Genomic DNA, 15,963 nt, shown 5'->3' on the forward strand with positions numbered 1-15,963 from the left:
AGTTCGGCAATCGCATCGGAATCGGCGGCCACCAGTGTTGCGGTGATGCCGCCCGACATGCGCATGTTGGGTGCGCCGGGGCGGATCACCAGCAGATTGGTGCCCATGGATTGGATGCGGTCCATCACCGATTGCCGCGCGCCATCGCCGATCGCCAGCATAGCCACCACGGATGCCACGCCGATGATGATGCCGAGTAAGGTGAGCAGCGTGCGCAACAGGTTGTTGCGCAGGGCACGCAAGGCCATGCGGGCGGCTTCCAGCGGGCTGGCGCCGCCGCCGCGATGATGCTGCGGCTGCAGCGGTTTATCGGGCGGCACGATATCGCTTTCCTGCCGGGTGTCTGACAGCACGATGCCGTCGCGCAACTCGATCACCCGGCCGGCCTGGCGCGCCACGGCGGCATCATGGGTGATCAGCAGGATGGTGTGGCCCTGGGCATTGAGCTGCTTCAGCCGCTGCATCACCTCGGCGCCGCTTTTGGAATCCAGCGCCCCGGTGGGCTCGTCGGCCAGGATCACCGGGCCGCCATTCATCAGCGCGCGGGCAATCGACACGCGCTGCTGCTGGCCGCCGGAAAGCTGGGTGGGTTTATGGTCCAGCCGGTCGGCCAGGCCGAGGCCGGACAGCAGTTCAATGGCGCGCCTGCGCCGCGCTGTGCGGCTCAATCCGGCATAGATCGCCGGCAATTCGGCATTCTCGGCTGCCGTGCTGCCGGGCAATAGATTGTATTGCTGGAAGATGAAGCCGAAGGCCTCGCGGCGCAATGTGGCGCGTGCATCGGCATCCAGGTCGCTCACCTCGCGGCCCAGGAAGCGATAGCTGCCCGCGCTGGGGCGATCCAGCAAGCCGAGCAGATTCATCAACGTGGATTTACCCGAACCCGAAGCGCCCATGATGGCGACGAATTCGCCGGCATGGATTTCCAGCGAGATGCCATGCAGCACTTCCACGCTCAACTCGCCGCGCTGAAAGCTCTTGCGGATGCCATCCAGCACGATCAGGGGCTGGTCGGTTGCGCCGCCAGCCGCCGCCGGGGGATGCAGGCTTGGCATCGCCGTCATGTCATATCCTCGGGCCGAAGCCGCCCGGCGGGCGAGGGCTGCCGCCGCTACCGCTGCCGCGCTGGCTTTCGATGATCAGTTCGTCGCCCACCTGCAGGCCGCGGCGCACTTCGGCCTGGATGCGGTTATTGGCGCCGATCTCGATGGTGCGATCCACCGGCTGGCCGTTTTCCAGCACCCGCGCGGTGAAACGGTTGCGGCTGCCGGGCATCGGCTTGAGGGCGGCCATCGGGACAATCGGCACATTCTCGGCATGAGACACCACGAAGAAGACCTGCGCGCTCATCTGCGGCAGCAGATCGGCCTCGGGATTGGCTACATCGAACAGGGCCGAGAACAGCACCACGTTGTTCACCACTTCGGGCGTGGGCAGGATCTGGCGCAGATTGCCGGTGCGGCGGCGATTGGGTTGGCCCAGCGTGGTGAAATAGGCCGGCATGCCCAGCTTGAGGCGCGATACATCGGCTTCCGAAACCTGGGTCTTCACCGTCATCGTATCCAGATCGGCGATGCGCAGCACGATCGGTGCCGATTGATTGGCATTCAGGGTCTGGCCCTGGCGGGCGTTGATGTCGATCACCGTGCCCGTCATCGGCGCGTAGATCTTGGTGTAGCTCAGATTGGCCAGATCGCCCTTCAACGTTGACTCCGTCTGCTGCATCTGAGCATTCAGGGCCGAGATTTGTGCGGCGATGGTCTTGGTGCTGGCCTCGGCGATATCATGGGTATCCTGGCTGGTGGCGCGTTCGGCCAGCAGCTTTTTCTGGCGTTCGTATTGTTTCTGCGCCAGGGCGAGTTGCACGGATTTTTCCGAAAGCTGTGCCCGCAGGTTCAGCAATTGCGCCTGATCGGCCGCAACCCGCGCCTCATACACAGTGGGATCGATCTGGGCCAGCAACTGGCCTTTCTCAACCCGGCTGCCGATATCCACCAGGATCTGCCGCAACTGGCCGGAAACCTGCGTGCCCACATCCACATAATTCAGCGGCTGCAGCGTGCCCACGGCGGATACGGTATCTTCCACATTGCCGAGCGCGATGGTTTGGGTGCGCGGCGGCGCGGCGGTTTTGCCCTGGGCCGACCAGAAATACCACGCGGCACCGCCGACAGCGGCAACGAGGACCAGAACAGAAGCGATTTTCGACAGACGCATGGCGTTTGGCCCAAAACAGGGATGCACTAAAGGTATTCACGGCATTGCAGGGTTTTTCCTGCGCCTGGCGATGGCTGGGGCGGCAGCCTTTCTATCCCAGGTCAGTTCCGGGCGGTAAGGTTTTGCGCCAGCAGCCAGCCTAAACTTGTTGCGAGCAGGCAGAGCAGCATCGAGGCCAGGGCATAGCCGCCGGCCCGCAGCAGCAGGCCCTCCCGCAGCATGGCGAATACCTGCAGGCTGAAGCTGGAAAACGTGGTGAAGCCGCCGCACAGCCCCACCATCAGGAACAGCCGCGCTTCATCGGAGAGGCCGAGACGGTGATTGGCAAGCCCCCAGCCGGCCGCCAGGCCGATCGCCAGGCTGCCCAGCAGGTTCACCCCGAAAGTGCCCCAGGGGATGGCTTCACGATGGTCGCCATCCAGCCATTCGGCCAGGCCAAACCGCGCCATGCTGCCCAACGCACCGCCCAACGCCACCAAAAGATAGGTCATCGCTCGCCTTACTATGCTTTCTCCGGTCCAGCAGGGGGAACCGGTTTGGCCGGGGCGGCGACGGATAAGGGGAGAGGCTGAAGGATTTTCAGGCATGCCCCACCGACGCCGATCCGGGGATCGACATGCGGTAGGAGCCATCAGCACCGGATATAGACCGGGCGGTTGTCGGGGGACTCCATCCCCATCAACATTCTCTGCACGCACATTGCTGTGGATGCGATGGCAAGCCTAGTCGAATCGCCGACATCGCGCTAGGCTCCGCGCCATGGCAACCGATAGCGATTACCTTGATTTTGTGGCCGAACTTTTCGCCCCCCTTGGCGGGGTGGCGGTGCGCCGGATGTTCGGCGGCGCCGGGGTTTATTCGCGCGGGGTGATGTTTGCCCTGGTCGTAGACAACACCCTGTATCTAAAGGCCGATCTGCACAGCAAGGATGATTTCGAGGCCCGCGGCATGGGCCCCTTCGTCTATGACGCCAAGGGCAAGCCGATCAGCTTGAGCTATTGGCAGATGCCGCCTGAGCTGGTGGATGATCCGGAGGAAGCCGTGGCCTGGGCGCGCAAGGCGCTGACCGTGGCAAAGGCGCAGAAAACCGCCACGCCGCCGCCCAGCCGCCGGGCCCAGCCGACCCGCCGCCGGCGTTAACCCGCCCAGTCATGCCCCCAGTCATGCACTGGCCGCAGGGCAGGGGTGCGGCAATCCGCGTAGTCTTTGCCCTGCAAGGCCCAGTCTTTTCTTGCCAGGTATTGTGCGGCGCACTATAACCGCCACCGACAAGCCGCCCCTCTTGGCCGCTCCCACTTGAAGGAATCGTGCCCGGCCCCGATACGGCATCCAGCCGTTAGGGACGACCGGGCCTTTCGTGTAAAAGCCATGCAAATCCGTAACATAGCCATCATTGCCCACGTCGACCACGGCAAGACCACATTGGTGGATGCCTTGCTCCGTCAGTCCGGCGCCTTCCGCGAGAATCAGCAGGTGGCTGAGCGCGTGATGGATTCCAACGACCTGGAGCGCGAGCGCGGCATCACCATTCTGGCCAAGTGCACGTCTGTGGAATGGCACGGCACCCGCGTGAATATCGTAGACACCCCCGGCCACGCCGATTTCGGCGGCGAGGTGGAGCGTATCCTCTCGATGGTGGATGGCGTGGTGCTGCTGGTGGATGCCGCCGAAGGCCCGCTGCCGCAGACCAAGTTCGTGCTTGGCAAGGCGCTCGGCCTCGGCATGCGCCCCATCGTGGTGATCAACAAGGTGGATCGTCAGGATGCGCGTCCGGTGGAAGTGCATTCGGAGGTGTTCGATCTGTTTGCCGCGCTGGATGCCAGCGAAGAGCAACTCGATTTCCCCTGCATGTTCGCGTCTGGCCGTTCCGGCTGGGCCGACGACAGCCTGGAAGGTCCGCGCAAGGATCTGGCGCCGCTGTTCGATCTCATTGTGCGCCATGTGCCGGCGCCGGTGGCGGAAGTCGATGCGCCTTTCAAGATGCTGGTCACGACTCTTGAAGCCGACAATTTCCTCGGTCGCATCCTCACCGGCCGCATTTATTCCGGCAAGTTGAAGGTGAATAGCCCGATCCATTCGCTGCGTGCCGATGGCACCGAGATCGAGCAGGGCCGCGTCAGCAAGCTGCTGGCTTTCCGTGGCATCGAGCGTGTGCCGGTGGAAGAAGCCGATGCCGGCGATATCGTTGCCATCGCGGGCCTGACCACCACCACGGTGGCCGACACGATCTGCGAACCCGCTGTCACCGAGCCGGTGCCGGCCAATCCGATCGACCCGCCCACCCTGGCGATGACCTTCTCGGTCAACAACTCGCCTTTCGCCGGCAAGGAAGGCAGCAAGGTGCAGAGCCGCGTGATCCGCACCCGCCTGATGCGCGAAGCCGAGGGCAACGTGGCGATCCGCGTGCGCGAGAGCGACGACAAGGATGCCTTCGAAGTAGCCGGCCGTGGCGAATTGCAGCTGGGCGTGTTGGTGGAAACCATGCGCCGCGAAGGTTTCGAGCTTTCGATCAGCCGCCCGCGCGTGCTGTTCCAGCAGGATGAGAACGGCAAGCTGCTGGAGCCGATCGAGGAAGTGCATATCGACGTGGACGACGCCTATACCGGCGTGGTGGTTGAGAAGATGAGCCTGCGCAAGGCCGAACTGCGCGACATGCGCCCGTCCGGCGGCGGCAAGACCCGCATCACCTTCCACGCCCCCTCGCGCGGCCTGATCGGTTATCACGGCGAATTCCTCACCGATACCCGTGGCACCGGCATCATGAACAAGCTGTTCCACAGCTATGGCCCGCATCGCGGCGCCATCCCCGGCCGCCGCAATGGCGTGCTGATCGCCAACGGCACCGGCGAAACTTCGGCCTATGCGCTGAATTTCATCGAGGAACGCGGCGTGCTGTTCGTCGATCCCGGCGTGGCGGTGTATGAGGGCATGATCATCGGCGAACATAGCCGCGATAATGACCTCGATGTGAACCCGATGAAGGCCAAGCAGCTCACCAATATCCGCGCCGCCGGCAAGGACGAAGCGATTCGCCTTACCCCGCCGCGCAAGATGAGCCTGGAGCAGGCCATCGCCTATATCGGCGATGACGAATTGGTGGAAGTGACGCCGAAGAATATCCGCATCCGTAAGAAGCTGCTGGATCCCAACGACCGCAAGAAGGCCCAGCGTTCGGCCGAAAGCGCCGCGTAACGCCGGACCGATAAACAGGCCTTGCGCCGCTCGGTTTTTTGCAACCGGGCGGCGCACTCGCTCTGATGGATTTTTCTTAAATTCGTATCAATTGAGCCGTTGCCAAGCGCAGGGGCGCCGCGCATAGTTTTCGCATCTGTAAATGCGGGGGCTTATGTACGGCGAAGACATGCAGCGGGCGGCGGAGCATGCCCATGCGGCAGTGGCCAGCATGGCTAAATACGCCTTGCCGCCGATCCCGGTCCATTACACGGTATGGTACGAGTATCACATCGCCCGCAATGGCGCGCTGGTCAGTGCCGTTGATGCCTTGATCGACAAGGGCGAGGTTGCGCCGCAGGCGGTGCAGGATATCTACGCCAAGCATTTCACCACCGATCGCCGCAACAATCAGCAGGAAATGGCCGAGCGGCTGGAACGCGCCATCGATCAGATGCGCAAGCTGCTGGGCAGCGCCGAAAGCAACACGCGCGCTTATGGCGATAGCCTGGAGCGTTTCTCCGACGAGTTGGGCGATGCTGCGGGGCAGGGCGAGGTGGCGGGTGGTCTGGAGCAGACCTCCACGGATATTACCTCGCTGATCGGCTCCATCCTGGAAGAAACCCGCGACATGCAGCAGCGCAACAGTGCGCTGGAAAGCAAGCTGGCCGAAACCAACGCCGAAGTGGCGCAGTTGCGTGAGAGCTTCGAGCAGGTGCGCCGCGAGGCGATGACCGACATGCTGACCGGCTTGGCCAACCGCAAAAGCTTTGCTGATGCCTTGCATCGCATGACCGCGATGGCCCGCGATGGCGGCACGCCGCTTTCGCTGCTGATGCTGGATATCGATCATTTCAAGCGCTTTAACGACATCCATGGCCACCAGACCGGCGACACCGTGCTGCAACTGGTTGGCCGCATGTTGGCCGACAACACCAAGGGCCAGGACATGGCCGCGCGCTATGGCGGCGAGGAATTCGCCGTGTTGTTGCCGATGACCGGCCTGGAGCAAGCCGAGGGTTTGGCCGAAACCATCCGCCGCAGCATTGCCGGTCGTAAACTGGTGAAGCGTTCTTCCGGCGAAGATATCGGCCGGATCGGCATTTCCGTGGGTGTGGCGCAGTTCAATCCCGGCGAAAGCCTGGAGGAATTCGTGCTGCGCGCCGACAAGGCGCTCTATGTGGCCAAAAGCGCCGGTCGCGGTCGGGTGGTGGCCGACCGCCGGCACCAGAGCTAGGGGCGGGTTTCCTGGCAGGCGGGCGAAATTTTCCCTGCTCATGCCCCAGCGTCATGCCCCGGCGTCATGACCCTGCGTCATGCCCCAGCGTCATGCTTTTGCTGCCACGCGGAACTGGCTAACCTTTACGGCAACAAAACTTGCTCCCGGGAGGACGCCATGGCCTATGCCACCATCCAGCTTGCGCGCGCCGAGCGCGTTGCCACCATCACCCTGAACCGGCCCGACCGGCTGAATGCGTTGAGCGCTGAATTGATGCGCGAATTGCTGGCTGCGCTCACCGAGGTGGAGAATGACGGCGAAAGCCGTTGCCTGCTGCTGACCGGCGCCGGCCGTGGTTTTTGTTCGGGTGCGGATCTGAGCGATGGCAGCATCATGCAGGAAGGCGGCCCGCCCGATCTTGGCCGTGCGTTGCATGAAGGCTATCACCCGGTGATCCGCAAGATGGCCGGTTTCAAGCTGCCGATCGTTTGCGCGGTGAACGGCCCGGCGGCCGGCGCCGGTATGAGCCTGGCTCTGGCCGGCGATATCGTGCTGGCGGCGAAATCCGCCACCTTCCTGCAGGCCTTTGCCAATATCGGCCTGGTGCCCGATGCCGGTAGCACGTATTTCCTGCCGCGCCTGGCCGGCAATGCGCGCGCCATGGGGCTGGCCATGCTGGGCGAGAAGCTGCCGGCGGAAAAGGCTGCCGAATGGGGCCTGATCTGGCAATGCGTGGAGGATGACCAGCTTGCCGCAACGGCCGGTGCCATCGCCGCGAAATTCGCCAATGGGCCCACGGTGGGGCTGGGCCTGATCCGTGGCCTGATGCGGCAAAGCTGGGCAGCCGGGCTGGACCAGCAATTGGAAGCCGAACTGGTTGCGCAACGCCAGGCCGGCCGCAGCCGCGACTTCATCGAAGGCGTGATGGCTTTCCTGCAAAAGCGTCCGGCGAAATTCACCGGTAAGTAATCCTGTCCCGAAGGGGAATGCCGACCATGGCCGACTGGCTGCCCTATGCTCTGGATTACATTCCACGTTGGCTGGACTATCAGCAGCGTCAATCCGGCGTGCCGGGCATTGCCATCGCCGTTGCCCGCAATGGCAAGGTCGTATTGGATGCGGCGATCGGCCAGGCCGATATCAAGAGCGGCACGGCGCTGAACGAACGGCATCGCTTTCGTGTCGCTTCGCATTCCAAAAGCTTCACGGCGGCCGGCATCATGCTGTTGCGCGAACGCGGCAAGCTGGCGCTGGATGATGCGGTTGGCCGCTATGTGGCCGGGTTGCACAAGCAGGTGGCGCAGGCCAGCCTGCAGCAATTGCTCAGCCATGGCGCAGGGCTGGTGCGGGATGGCTGGGATGGCGAGCAATGGCAGCATCGCCGGCCATTCCTGAAAGCCGGAGAATTGCAGGCCGATCTGGCGCGCGCCCCGATCTTGCCGGCGGATCAACGCTTCAAATATTCCAACCACGGCTATGGCCTGCTGGGAATGGTGATCGAAGCCGTGGCCGATGAAAGCTATGCCGGCTGGATCGCCCGCGAAGTGATCGCCGCTGGCGGGTTGACGCAAACCCTGCCGGATATGCCGGCGAAAAAAGCCAAGCTCGGCTTTCCCTTGGCATCCGGCCATAGCGGCCGCTGGCCTTTGGGCAAACGGGTGCCGCTGCCTGGCGATGCCTGCACTCATGCCATGGCACCGGCCACCGGGTTCGTTTCCACCGCATCCGATCTTGCGCGGTTCTTCGCGCAACTGGCGCCGGATGCCAAACATAGTCTGCTATCGCCGGCCAGCCGCCGCGCGATGCTGCGCCGGCTTTGGGTGAACCCCAATAGCGGCTTCGAGAATTACTATGGCCTTGGCATCAACAGCGGCGCAGTGCGCGGCCAAGCGGGCGAGTGGCAATGGTTCGGCCATGGCGGCAGCTTCCCCGGCTATATCAGCCAGAGCGCGGTGCTGCCGGCGCAAGGCCTGAGCATTTCGGTGCTGACCAATGCCGGCGATGGCCCGGCCGGCCTGTGGCTGGATGGCGCTGTACAGATCATGCAGGCTTATGCGCGGCACGGCGCGCCAACGCGGCGGGTGAAGGATTGGGCCGCGCGCTGGTGCAGCCTGTATGGCGTTGGCGATTGGTTGCCGATGGGCAATCGCATCCTGATTGCGACGCCGGCTTTCGGCAATCCGATGCTGGAAGCCACGCAGATAGAAGTGACCGCGCGCGACAAGGGCCGGGTAGCGCTGTCTGGCGGCTTTGGCAATCATGGCGAGACGGTGCAGCGTATCCGCGATGGTCGCGGCCGGGTGGCATCCTTGCGCAATGGCGGCATGATGCTACATCCCGAAGCGCGTATTCTGCGCGAGGTAAAAAAGAAATTCGGACGCTAGAACAGCCAGCGCCAGATGAGATGCTGCGTATTTTCAGGTGGGATGTGTTTTTGGGGATATGTACGTCCGGGCGATGATACACCGGCAGGCCACTGCATCCTGCTTTACGGTCGGTGATCATCCAGGCCCGAACGGCCACGTGACTAATATGGACCTTGTACGTTAAAATTCAATGACTCAATTAAGGTAAATTCGTGACGGGCGGAAAACCGCGATTTTAAAAGGCGAAATACGCTTTCAAACCGCTATGTCAAACCACCATGGTAGAGCCTTCGCGTGCCCGCTCCAGCAGCCGGCCCATGAAGGCTTCGCCCAACGCCACCTGCTCCAGGCTGATGAATTCGTTGGGTTTATGCGCCTGTTCGATGGAGCCTGGGCCGCACACGATGGTGGGAATGCCAAGCTCGCTGAACAAGCCCGCCTCGGTGCCGAAGGAAACCTTCGCCACGCGATTTGCGCCCGTCAGCGCCTTGGCCAATTGCACCACCGGGGCGGCATCATCGGTGGCCAGCCCTGGGAATTCCGAAATCTGGTGGAAGTGACAGCCGCAGCCGGGATCGATGGCTTTCAATTCCGGTTCGATCTTGTCGCGCGCATAAGCCACCACGGATTCATACATCGCCATTACATCATCTTGTGGCAGGTAGCGGATTTCCCACAAGAAGCTGCAATCCTTCGGCACGATGTTGAGCGCGGTGCCGCCCTGCACGGTGCCGGTATGCAGCGATGTATAGGGCGGGGCGAATTCGGCATCGAACGGGCCTTCGGCTTTTTTCTTGCGGGCCAGCCCTTTGATATAGGCGATGATCTCGGCGGCGGCCTCCACCGCGTTGGCGCCCTGATGGGTGAGCGAGGAATGGCATTCGAAGCCGCGCACATCCACGCGCCAGCTTTTCTTGCCCTTGTGCTGGGCGATCACCTGCATTTCGGTGGGTTCGCCCACGATGCAGGCCGCCGGCCGGATCGGCATTTCGCGCAACACCTCGATCAGCCGCTTGGCGCCCAGGCAGCCAACCTCCTCGTCATAGGTGAAGGCGTAATGGATCGGCGTCTTGAGGTCACCGGCCAGGAATTGCGGCGCATGGGCCAGCGCCAGTGCCACGAAGGATTTCATGTCGGATGTGCCGCGACCGTAAAGCAGGCCATTCTTCTCGGTCAGCTTGAAGGGGTCGGTCTGCCATTCCTGGCCATCGATCGGCACCACATCGGTATGGCCGGACAGCACGATACCGGGCCGGTCGGTCGGCCCCAGCGTGGCATAGAGATTGGCTTTCTTGCCGGTGGCATCGAAAACCAACTGGCTCTCCACGCCCAGGCCTTTCAGGTGATCACGGATCCAGTGGATCAGGTCGAGATTGGAATCCCGGCTCACGGTCGGCATTTCGATCAACTGCTTGATCATGGCTAAGGCGCTATCGCTGGGGCGTTGGCTTGTCATGGGATTGGCCTTTCTGCTTTTCTTTTTCTGTTTACGCCGTGGCATGCACGGCGGCGATCTGGGCATCGAGATCGTCTTCGATGAAAAAGCGCACGATCTCGTCGATATCGCGGTCGATGCCGAAGCCCAGGCTGTGCGCACGCGCGGAGGACAGGGCACGCGGCCAGCCATCCACGATGCGCTGGGTTGCGGCATCCGGCTGCCAGTCGATCCGGCCGATCTTGCGGTTGCCGGCATTGCGGGCCATGGCATCGGCAATCTCGCGTGCGGTGGCACTGATGCCGTTCAGCAGCAAGGCGCGGTCTGGCCCCAATGCTTCGCCTGGCATGTCATGCAGCCGGATCAGGGCATCCACGGTGCGGCGCGGAGACAGGCAAACCATCACGCTCTCGGGTGTGACCGGGCAGATCGCATCCACGCCCGAAAGCGGCTCGCGCACGATGGAACTGGCCCAGGTGGAGGCGGCCTTATTAGGTTTGCCGGGGCGGATCATGATGGTGGGCAGTCGCACGCTGCGGCCATCGATATAGCCCTTGCGGGTGTAATCGTTCACCATCAGCTCGCCCATCAGCTTCTGCGCGCCATAGGATGTGGTGGGCCGTTGCGGCGTGCTGTCGGTGACCGGGTCGGGCAGCGCGCCGCCATAGACGGCCACCGAGGACGCGAACACCACGCGGGTGATCAGGCCTTCCTGGGCGCGGCAGGCTTCCAGCAGATTGCGGGTGCCGGCCAGATTGGTGCGATAGCCCAGATCGAAATCGGCTTCGGCGCCGCTGCTCACCACGGCGGCAAGATGAAACACGCTGTCGGTATCCTGGCCGATCAACATGCGCATTTCGGCCTGGTCGCCCACATCGCCCACCAGCGCTTCCACGCGCGGGTCGCCGAAATCGTTGGGCGCCACCGCATCGAACAGGCTGAGGCGTTGGATATCACGGGGCTGGCCATCGGGTCCGGTCAGTTGCCCGCGCTGCAAAAGTGCTTTGGCCAGGGCCTGACCGATAAAACCGGCGCCGCCGGTGATGACTACGTTGACCATGCCGTCTCCGGAAGATGAGGACGACATGCTAACGGTAGAAAGCCCGGGCTGGCAATCACGCCGGCCCGGGCTTGGCGGGGAGAAATCCGTCGCTGCGGGGTATCAGTTGCTGCCTGGCGGCGATCCCGGTCTCGGCCCCAGGGGAGGGCTCAGGGGCGGGCCCAAGGGAGGGCCTGGGGGAGGGCCGCCAGCGTGGTCGCGCTCGCGCTTGCCCATATGCTTCAGCTTCTGCGCATATTCTTTGCGCTCGGCCGGGGTCATCGCTTCGGCGGCGGCGAGCAGGCTGTTTTGCAGGCCTTCCTGGAAGGTGGCCATTTTGCTGCGCTGGGCGGTCATGGAGTCACGCAGTTTGGCGATATCGAAGGGCTCGGCGGCCAGCGCTTCGGCCAGCGCGCGGCGCTCTTCGCCGAACGAGATCGGGCCAAGCTGCTTGCGGGTTTTGTCCATTTCCTCGCGGAAGGCGCGGGCGGCCTTTTCCGGCAACATGCGGTCGATGCGTTCGCCGGCCGCGGTCAGCGGCGCGCGGGCGAATTGCTTATGCTTGTAGAATTGCGCAGCGCCCCAGCCGACGAAAGCGAGGTTGAGCGCCAACGATGCGGTGAGCGCGATCTTCAGCCAGGGTTTGCCGCGCGGCTTGGCAGGGACGTTATCAGGGGCAGTGGGGATGTTGTCGGTCATTGCACATACTCCATCATGTAGCTGGCATCAGCCACCACCTGTTGCACGGCCAGGCTGGCGGAATCCTCCGCTACAGAAAAATTTTCCATGTAATCGCCCAGGCCGACACCCACGCCGATAGAGAGGGCCAGCGCCAATGTGGCCACTTGCGGCCACAGGATGCGGAAGGGCGAAATCTCCTGCAGCAGAACCATCAGGCGCTGGCCCAGATGCAAGCTCGGGCCGGGCATGGCCACGGGCGCCGGCGGCAATTGCGCCATGATGCGCGAAGCCAGATCAGAACTGGGCACGATGCCGGGCGGCATCGCCAGCAAGGCATCGGTGGCCGCAGCCTGTTCCAGCAGGCGGCGTGCCTCGGTGGAGGCTTGCGCCAGGGCCAGCGCGGCGGCGCGTTCGGCGGCGGGCCAGCGGCGCGGATCGGCGCCATAGGCATCCAGCAATTCAGCGAAGCGGTTGGTATCCATGGGGCTTACTCCTGTACAGGCATGGCAGCCGGGCCAAGATCGGTACTCAATTCGGTGCGCAAGGTGCGCTTGCCGCGTATCAGCAGGGATTCCAACGCGCCCACGCTGATGCCCAGGGCTGCGGCGGCATCGATATTGCTGGCTTCATCCCAATAGCAGAGCACAAGCGCGGCGCGCTGGCGTTCGGGCAGCTTGGCCAATGCGCGTGCGATGCGGCGCTCGGTTTCATTGGCCAGGCGATGTTGATAGGGGTCGGGGGCGGTATCCACCGGATCGATCTTGTCGTCCAGCGGGTCCATGCCCGGGCGGCGTTTGCGGTCGATGCACAGATTCACCACGATACGGGTGAGCCAGGTGCGGAAGCCGGCGGCGCCATCCACCTGCCAGCGCGGCGCATGGCGCCATACCCGCAAAAAGGCTTCCTGCGCCACATCCTCGGCATCATGGGGATTGAGCAGGATGCGGTAGGCGGCATTCACCGCGCCACGCAGATGCTTGTGCAGCAATTCGGCAAAGGCGGCGCGGTCGCCCTGGGCCACGCGGGCCATCAGGGCGCGATCCGCATCCACGGCGCCCGATATCTCCCGATCTGGGGCCTGATCGCGCATAATCGTGTTGCTCCGCGGTACGGTATCCGCTTTTGCCACGGCCAATGTCATTGCTCCGCTCCGATCCTCTGGATGGGCTTGCTCATCCCTATCCACGGAGGGGGCGGAGAATTCCTGCGGTTCAGCCCCCAGAACTGTTCCCGGGGCTGTTCCCGGCGGCTTCCAGGGCCTTCAATTCGGCGGTCAGGCGGGCAATTTCCTCGCCGATCGCCTTCACGGCTTCGGGTTGGTCCCAGTCGCGGTACTGGCCCTGCCGGTAGGCCAGGGCATTGCGGTAATACAGATAGGCATTCAGGCGGTTGCGAACATAGTTGTTCACCGTCTTGATCGGCTTGGCGGGCGAGCCCACCACGATCGAATTGGGTGGAATCACCGTGCCTTCCTTCAGGAAGGCGGCGCCGCCGATGATGCTGTTCTCGCCCACCACGCAACCATCCATCACCGTGGCGCCGATGCCGATCAGACAATTGTCGCCGATGGTGCAGCCATGGATGGTGCAATGATGGGTGATCGAGCAATGGCTGCCGATATAGGTGCCGGTCTGGGCGCCGATATGCAGCATCGAGAAATCCTGGATGTTGGTGTATTCGCCCACCACGATTTCGTAATTCTCGGCGCGTATGGCTACGTTGATCCAGATCGACGAACCTTTCTCCAGCCGCACCTTGCCATAGATTTGCGCGGTTTCATGGATATAGGCGGGTTCGTTGAGCACCACATCGGGGCCATGGATGGGCATTGCAGAGCCTCTTATTCCACTTCGTTGAACAGATCGTCGGTGCGTTTCAGGGTGGCGGCATCGGCGGGTTTGCCGCCCTGCAGGAATGCGCGGCGGTTTTGCTGCGAGGATGAACGCAGCGCGGAGTAATAATCCAGCGAACCGGCCTTCAACTCGTCCAACGGCACCAGCAAGGCCTCGCGCCGCGAAACCACCTTGGTGCCGGTCAGTGCCAGCCGGGCGTTGTCGTTCAGGATATAGGTGAGCGGATCGGCCAGCATGTCCACGCCGGCGCCTACGCCATCGCGCAAGTTGCTCGGTCCCAGCAGCGGCAGCATCAGGAAGGGGCCGTCGCCCAAACCATAGCTATGCAGGGTCTGGCCGAAATCGGCCGGCTTGCCCTTCCAATCCAGCAGGTCGTCGGCGGCATCCCACAGGCCCAGCACGCCCACGGTGGAATTCACCACGAAGCGGCCCACCGTGGTGGCGGCATGGCTGAACTCGGCCTGCAGGCCATGATTGAGGAAGGTGACCGGCGTATTGAGGTTGCTCAGGGCATTGCGCACGCCGGTTTTCACGGCATCGGGGGCAAAGCTGTACAGCCAGGCCACCGGGCGCAGCAGGAAGGTGTCCACCACCTCGTTGAAGGCATAGAAGGCGCGGTTCATCGGCTCCAGCGGATCCCAGATATCGTCTCCGGTGCCCGACACCATGCCGCCACGGGACGAAGCCCCGCCAGAGGGGGCTGCCGCCAGGCTTTGCATCGGAGCGGTGCGGTAGGCCTGGCTGGCCGCCGCCGGCTGCACGCCAAAACCATAGCGGGCGAGATAGGGATTGTCGTACCAGCCGCCGGGCCGCTGGTTGCTGCTGGCCGGCATTTCGGCAGCCACGTATTGCGTGGGGCGGATCGGCGGCGAAGCCGGGCCATAGCCGGCTGCCGGGGCATACCAGGTGCCGGGCAAGGCCGGGGCGGGAGCCGGGCTGGCAAGCTGGGCGGCGCGTTGGGCACCGGCGGCAAAGGCGGGGGCGCGGGCCGCGATATAGGCCACGGCCTGCTGGCCCTGGGCCGGACCATAGGCAGCCTCGCGGGCGGCCACGCCGTTAAGCTGGGCTGCCAGCCGGGCCTGCAGCCGGGATTCGCGGCCGGCAAGGATTTCCGGGTTGGACAGGCTGCCATAGATCGCCCGCTCGCGGGCTTGATCGGCGGCGGCTTCGGATAGGTAGGCCTCGATTTCGGCCTGGGGCGAGGGTTGGCTGTAGCTTTGGGCCTGGGCTGTCTGGCTGCCGGCCAGCAGCGCCAGGCCCGTAAATAACGCTATGCAAAACCCTGCCTGGCGCCCGGCCGGCTTGATCATGCCTGACACCCGGGCGCCGGCGGCCATCAGGGCTTCAGCGACTTGGTGAAGGCTTCGGCCCGCTGCTCGGCCTCGGCAAAAAGCGGGGCGGGCAACTCACTGCGTAGCTGCTCCAGCCGCTCGCTGGCGCCATTATGGCCGTTGCGGGCGGCAATGGTCAGCCAGGCCAGGCCGATTAGGTCGTTGCGGCTTACGCCCTCGCCACGCAGATAGCGGTTGCCTATATGGTTCTGGGCGGGGGCGTAATTCTGTTCGGCACCCTGGGTGAACCAGGCGGCGGCGGCCACCAGGTCGCGGTGGGTGCCTTCGCCGTCGCGGTACATCTTGCCCAAATTATACTGTGCCTTGGCAAAGCCCATCTCGCTGGCTCGCAGCATCAAGGCAAAGGCCGCCGGCTTGTTGGCCGGCCCGCCCAGGCCATCGAGATACATCTTGGCCAGATTGTAGAGCGTGCGTACCGAGCCGCCGGCCAGGGAATGCTCCTGGGCGCGTTCGAGATATTTCCGGGCCTGGGCCATGTCCTGGGGCAGGCCGTCGCCGGCGATATGCAGCATGGCCAGATTATGCAGGGCCGGGGCGTAATCCTGCTCGGCGGCCTTGCGCCAGAGCGCGATGGCGGCCCGCAGATCCTCACGCACGCCGCGGCCATCCTCATGCAGCACACCCAGGCTG

16 protein-coding genes and 1 riboswitch are annotated in these 15,963 nt (G+C 63.8%); of the genes, 5 read left to right on the forward strand and 11 right to left on the reverse strand.

Going from position 1 to position 15,963, the window contains the following annotated elements; translation table 11 throughout:
- From KF827_RS18550 to crcB, 3 genes are all read right to left on the reverse strand, one after another.
- Positions 1-1,064 (reverse strand): ATP-binding cassette domain-containing protein (locus KF827_RS18550; RefSeq protein ID WP_291008759.1); only part of this gene is annotated, 1,064 nt, incomplete at its 3' end.
- A 1-nt stretch (position 1,065) separates the two neighbouring features.
- Positions 1,066-2,217 carry an efflux RND transporter periplasmic adaptor subunit gene (locus KF827_RS18555; RefSeq protein WP_291008762.1) on the reverse strand — a complete coding sequence of 384 codons (1,152 nt, stop codon included), beginning with the start codon at positions 2,215-2,217 and terminating at the stop codon, positions 1,066-1,068.
- A gap of 101 nt (positions 2,218-2,318) precedes the next feature.
- Positions 2,319-2,708, reverse strand: coding sequence for a fluoride efflux transporter CrcB (gene crcB / locus KF827_RS18560; protein WP_291008765.1), 390 nt, complete (start codon positions 2,706-2,708; stop codon positions 2,319-2,321).
- A gap of 124 nt (positions 2,709-2,832) precedes the next feature.
- A riboswitch (Fluoride riboswitch) is annotated at positions 2,833-2,903 on the reverse strand.
- A 73-nt stretch (positions 2,904-2,976) separates the two neighbouring features.
- On the opposite strand from crcB, the gene KF827_RS18565 reads away from it, so the two are divergent.
- The 5 genes from KF827_RS18565 to KF827_RS18585 all read left to right on the forward strand — a co-directional run bounded on the left by KF827_RS18565 (position 2,977) and on the right by KF827_RS18585 (position 8,991).
- Positions 2,977-3,357: a TfoX/Sxy family protein gene (locus KF827_RS18565; RefSeq protein WP_291008768.1), complete on the forward strand. Its 381-nt coding sequence runs from the start codon at positions 2,977-2,979 to the stop codon at positions 3,355-3,357.
- A gap of 228 nt (positions 3,358-3,585) precedes the next feature.
- The gene (gene typA / locus KF827_RS18570) at positions 3,586-5,409 is read left to right on the forward strand and encodes a translational GTPase TypA (protein WP_291008771.1); all 1,824 of its coding nucleotides are present in this window, start codon (positions 3,586-3,588) and stop codon (positions 5,407-5,409) included.
- A 142-nt stretch (positions 5,410-5,551) separates the two neighbouring features.
- Positions 5,552-6,625, forward strand: a complete 1,074-nt coding sequence (locus KF827_RS18575) for a diguanylate cyclase (RefSeq protein ID WP_291008774.1) — start codon at positions 5,552-5,554, stop codon at positions 6,623-6,625.
- A gap of 159 nt (positions 6,626-6,784) precedes the next feature.
- Positions 6,785-7,576 carry an enoyl-CoA hydratase-related protein gene (locus KF827_RS18580; protein ID WP_291008777.1) on the forward strand — a complete coding sequence of 264 codons (792 nt, stop codon included), beginning with the start codon at positions 6,785-6,787 and terminating at the stop codon, positions 7,574-7,576.
- A gap of 26 nt (positions 7,577-7,602) precedes the next feature.
- Positions 7,603-8,991 carry a serine hydrolase domain-containing protein gene (locus KF827_RS18585; protein ID WP_291008780.1) on the forward strand — a complete coding sequence of 463 codons (1,389 nt, stop codon included), beginning with the start codon at positions 7,603-7,605 and terminating at the stop codon, positions 8,989-8,991.
- Positions 8,992-9,241: 250 nt separating this feature from the next.
- Here the strand turns inward: KF827_RS18585 and argE are convergent, their stop codons facing one another.
- From argE to KF827_RS18625, 8 genes are all read right to left on the reverse strand, one after another.
- Positions 9,242-10,429 (reverse strand): acetylornithine deacetylase, encoded by a 1,188-nt coding sequence (argE, locus tag KF827_RS18590; protein WP_291008783.1) that lies wholly within the window; start codon positions 10,427-10,429, stop codon positions 9,242-9,244.
- Positions 10,430-10,460: 31 nt separating this feature from the next.
- Positions 10,461-11,468, reverse strand: a complete 1,008-nt coding sequence (gene denD, locus KF827_RS18595) for a D-erythronate dehydrogenase (protein WP_291008786.1) — start codon at positions 11,466-11,468, stop codon at positions 10,461-10,463.
- A 102-nt stretch (positions 11,469-11,570) separates the two neighbouring features.
- The gene (locus KF827_RS18600; RefSeq protein ID WP_291008789.1) at positions 11,571-12,146 is read right to left on the reverse strand and encodes a periplasmic heavy metal sensor; all 576 of its coding nucleotides are present in this window, start codon (positions 12,144-12,146) and stop codon (positions 11,571-11,573) included.
- Positions 12,143-12,610 carry a hypothetical protein gene (locus KF827_RS18605; protein WP_291008792.1) on the reverse strand — a complete coding sequence of 156 codons (468 nt, stop codon included), beginning with the start codon at positions 12,608-12,610 and terminating at the stop codon, positions 12,143-12,145. The genes KF827_RS18600 and KF827_RS18605 overlap by 4 nt, the downstream gene beginning before the upstream one ends.
- 5 nt (positions 12,611-12,615) lie before the next feature.
- Complete coding sequence (locus tag KF827_RS18610; RefSeq protein ID WP_291008795.1) at positions 12,616-13,218, reverse strand: RNA polymerase sigma factor; 603 nt, start codon at positions 13,216-13,218, stop codon at positions 12,616-12,618.
- A gap of 121 nt (positions 13,219-13,339) precedes the next feature.
- Complete coding sequence (locus tag KF827_RS18615) at positions 13,340-13,957, reverse strand: gamma carbonic anhydrase family protein (protein WP_291008798.1); 618 nt, start codon at positions 13,955-13,957, stop codon at positions 13,340-13,342.
- Between the two features lie 11 nt (positions 13,958-13,968).
- Complete coding sequence (locus KF827_RS18620; protein WP_291008801.1) at positions 13,969-15,291, reverse strand: VacJ family lipoprotein; 1,323 nt, start codon at positions 15,289-15,291, stop codon at positions 13,969-13,971.
- A gap of 26 nt (positions 15,292-15,317) precedes the next feature.
- Positions 15,318-15,963, reverse strand: a 646-nt coding sequence (locus tag KF827_RS18625) for a tetratricopeptide repeat protein (RefSeq protein WP_291008804.1), incomplete at its 5' end; no start/stop codon positions are given.

The sequence above is a fragment of the Ferrovibrio sp. genome (assembly GCF_019636075.1).
GTDB lineage: Bacteria > Pseudomonadota > Alphaproteobacteria > Ferrovibrionales > Ferrovibrionaceae > Ferrovibrio.

Coding starts and splice junctions, on each gene's coding strand:
- KF827_RS18555 (WP_291008762.1), bottom strand. CDS start 2,217: ATGCGTCTGTCGAAAATCGCTTCTGTTCTGGTCCTCGTTGCCGCTGTC.
- crcB (WP_291008765.1), bottom strand. CDS start 2,708: ATGACCTATCTTTTGGTGGCGTTGGGCGGTGCGTTGGGCAGCATGGCG.
- KF827_RS18565 (WP_291008768.1), top strand. CDS start 2,977: ATGGCAACCGATAGCGATTACCTTGATTTTGTGGCCGAACTTTTCGCC.
- typA (WP_291008771.1), top strand. CDS start 3,586: ATGCAAATCCGTAACATAGCCATCATTGCCCACGTCGACCACGGCAAG.
- KF827_RS18575 (WP_291008774.1), top strand. CDS start 5,552: ATGCGGGGGCTTATGTACGGCGAAGACATGCAGCGGGCGGCGGAGCAT.
- KF827_RS18580 (WP_291008777.1), top strand. CDS start 6,785: ATGGCCTATGCCACCATCCAGCTTGCGCGCGCCGAGCGCGTTGCCACC.
- KF827_RS18585 (WP_291008780.1), top strand. CDS start 7,603: ATGGCCGACTGGCTGCCCTATGCTCTGGATTACATTCCACGTTGGCTG.
- argE (WP_291008783.1), bottom strand. CDS start 10,429: ATGACAAGCCAACGCCCCAGCGATAGCGCCTTAGCCATGATCAAGCAG.
- denD (WP_291008786.1), bottom strand. CDS start 11,468: ATGGTCAACGTAGTCATCACCGGCGGCGCCGGTTTTATCGGTCAGGCC.
- KF827_RS18600 (WP_291008789.1), bottom strand. CDS start 12,146: ATGACCGACAACATCCCCACTGCCCCTGATAACGTCCCTGCCAAGCCG.
- KF827_RS18605 (WP_291008792.1), bottom strand. CDS start 12,610: ATGGATACCAACCGCTTCGCTGAATTGCTGGATGCCTATGGCGCCGAT.
- KF827_RS18610 (WP_291008795.1), bottom strand. CDS start 13,218: ATGCGCGATCAGGCCCCAGATCGGGAGATATCGGGCGCCGTGGATGCG.
- KF827_RS18615 (WP_291008798.1), bottom strand. CDS start 13,957: ATGCCCATCCATGGCCCCGATGTGGTGCTCAACGAACCCGCCTATATC.
- KF827_RS18620 (WP_291008801.1), bottom strand. CDS start 15,291: ATGATCAAGCCGGCCGGGCGCCAGGCAGGGTTTTGCATAGCGTTATTT.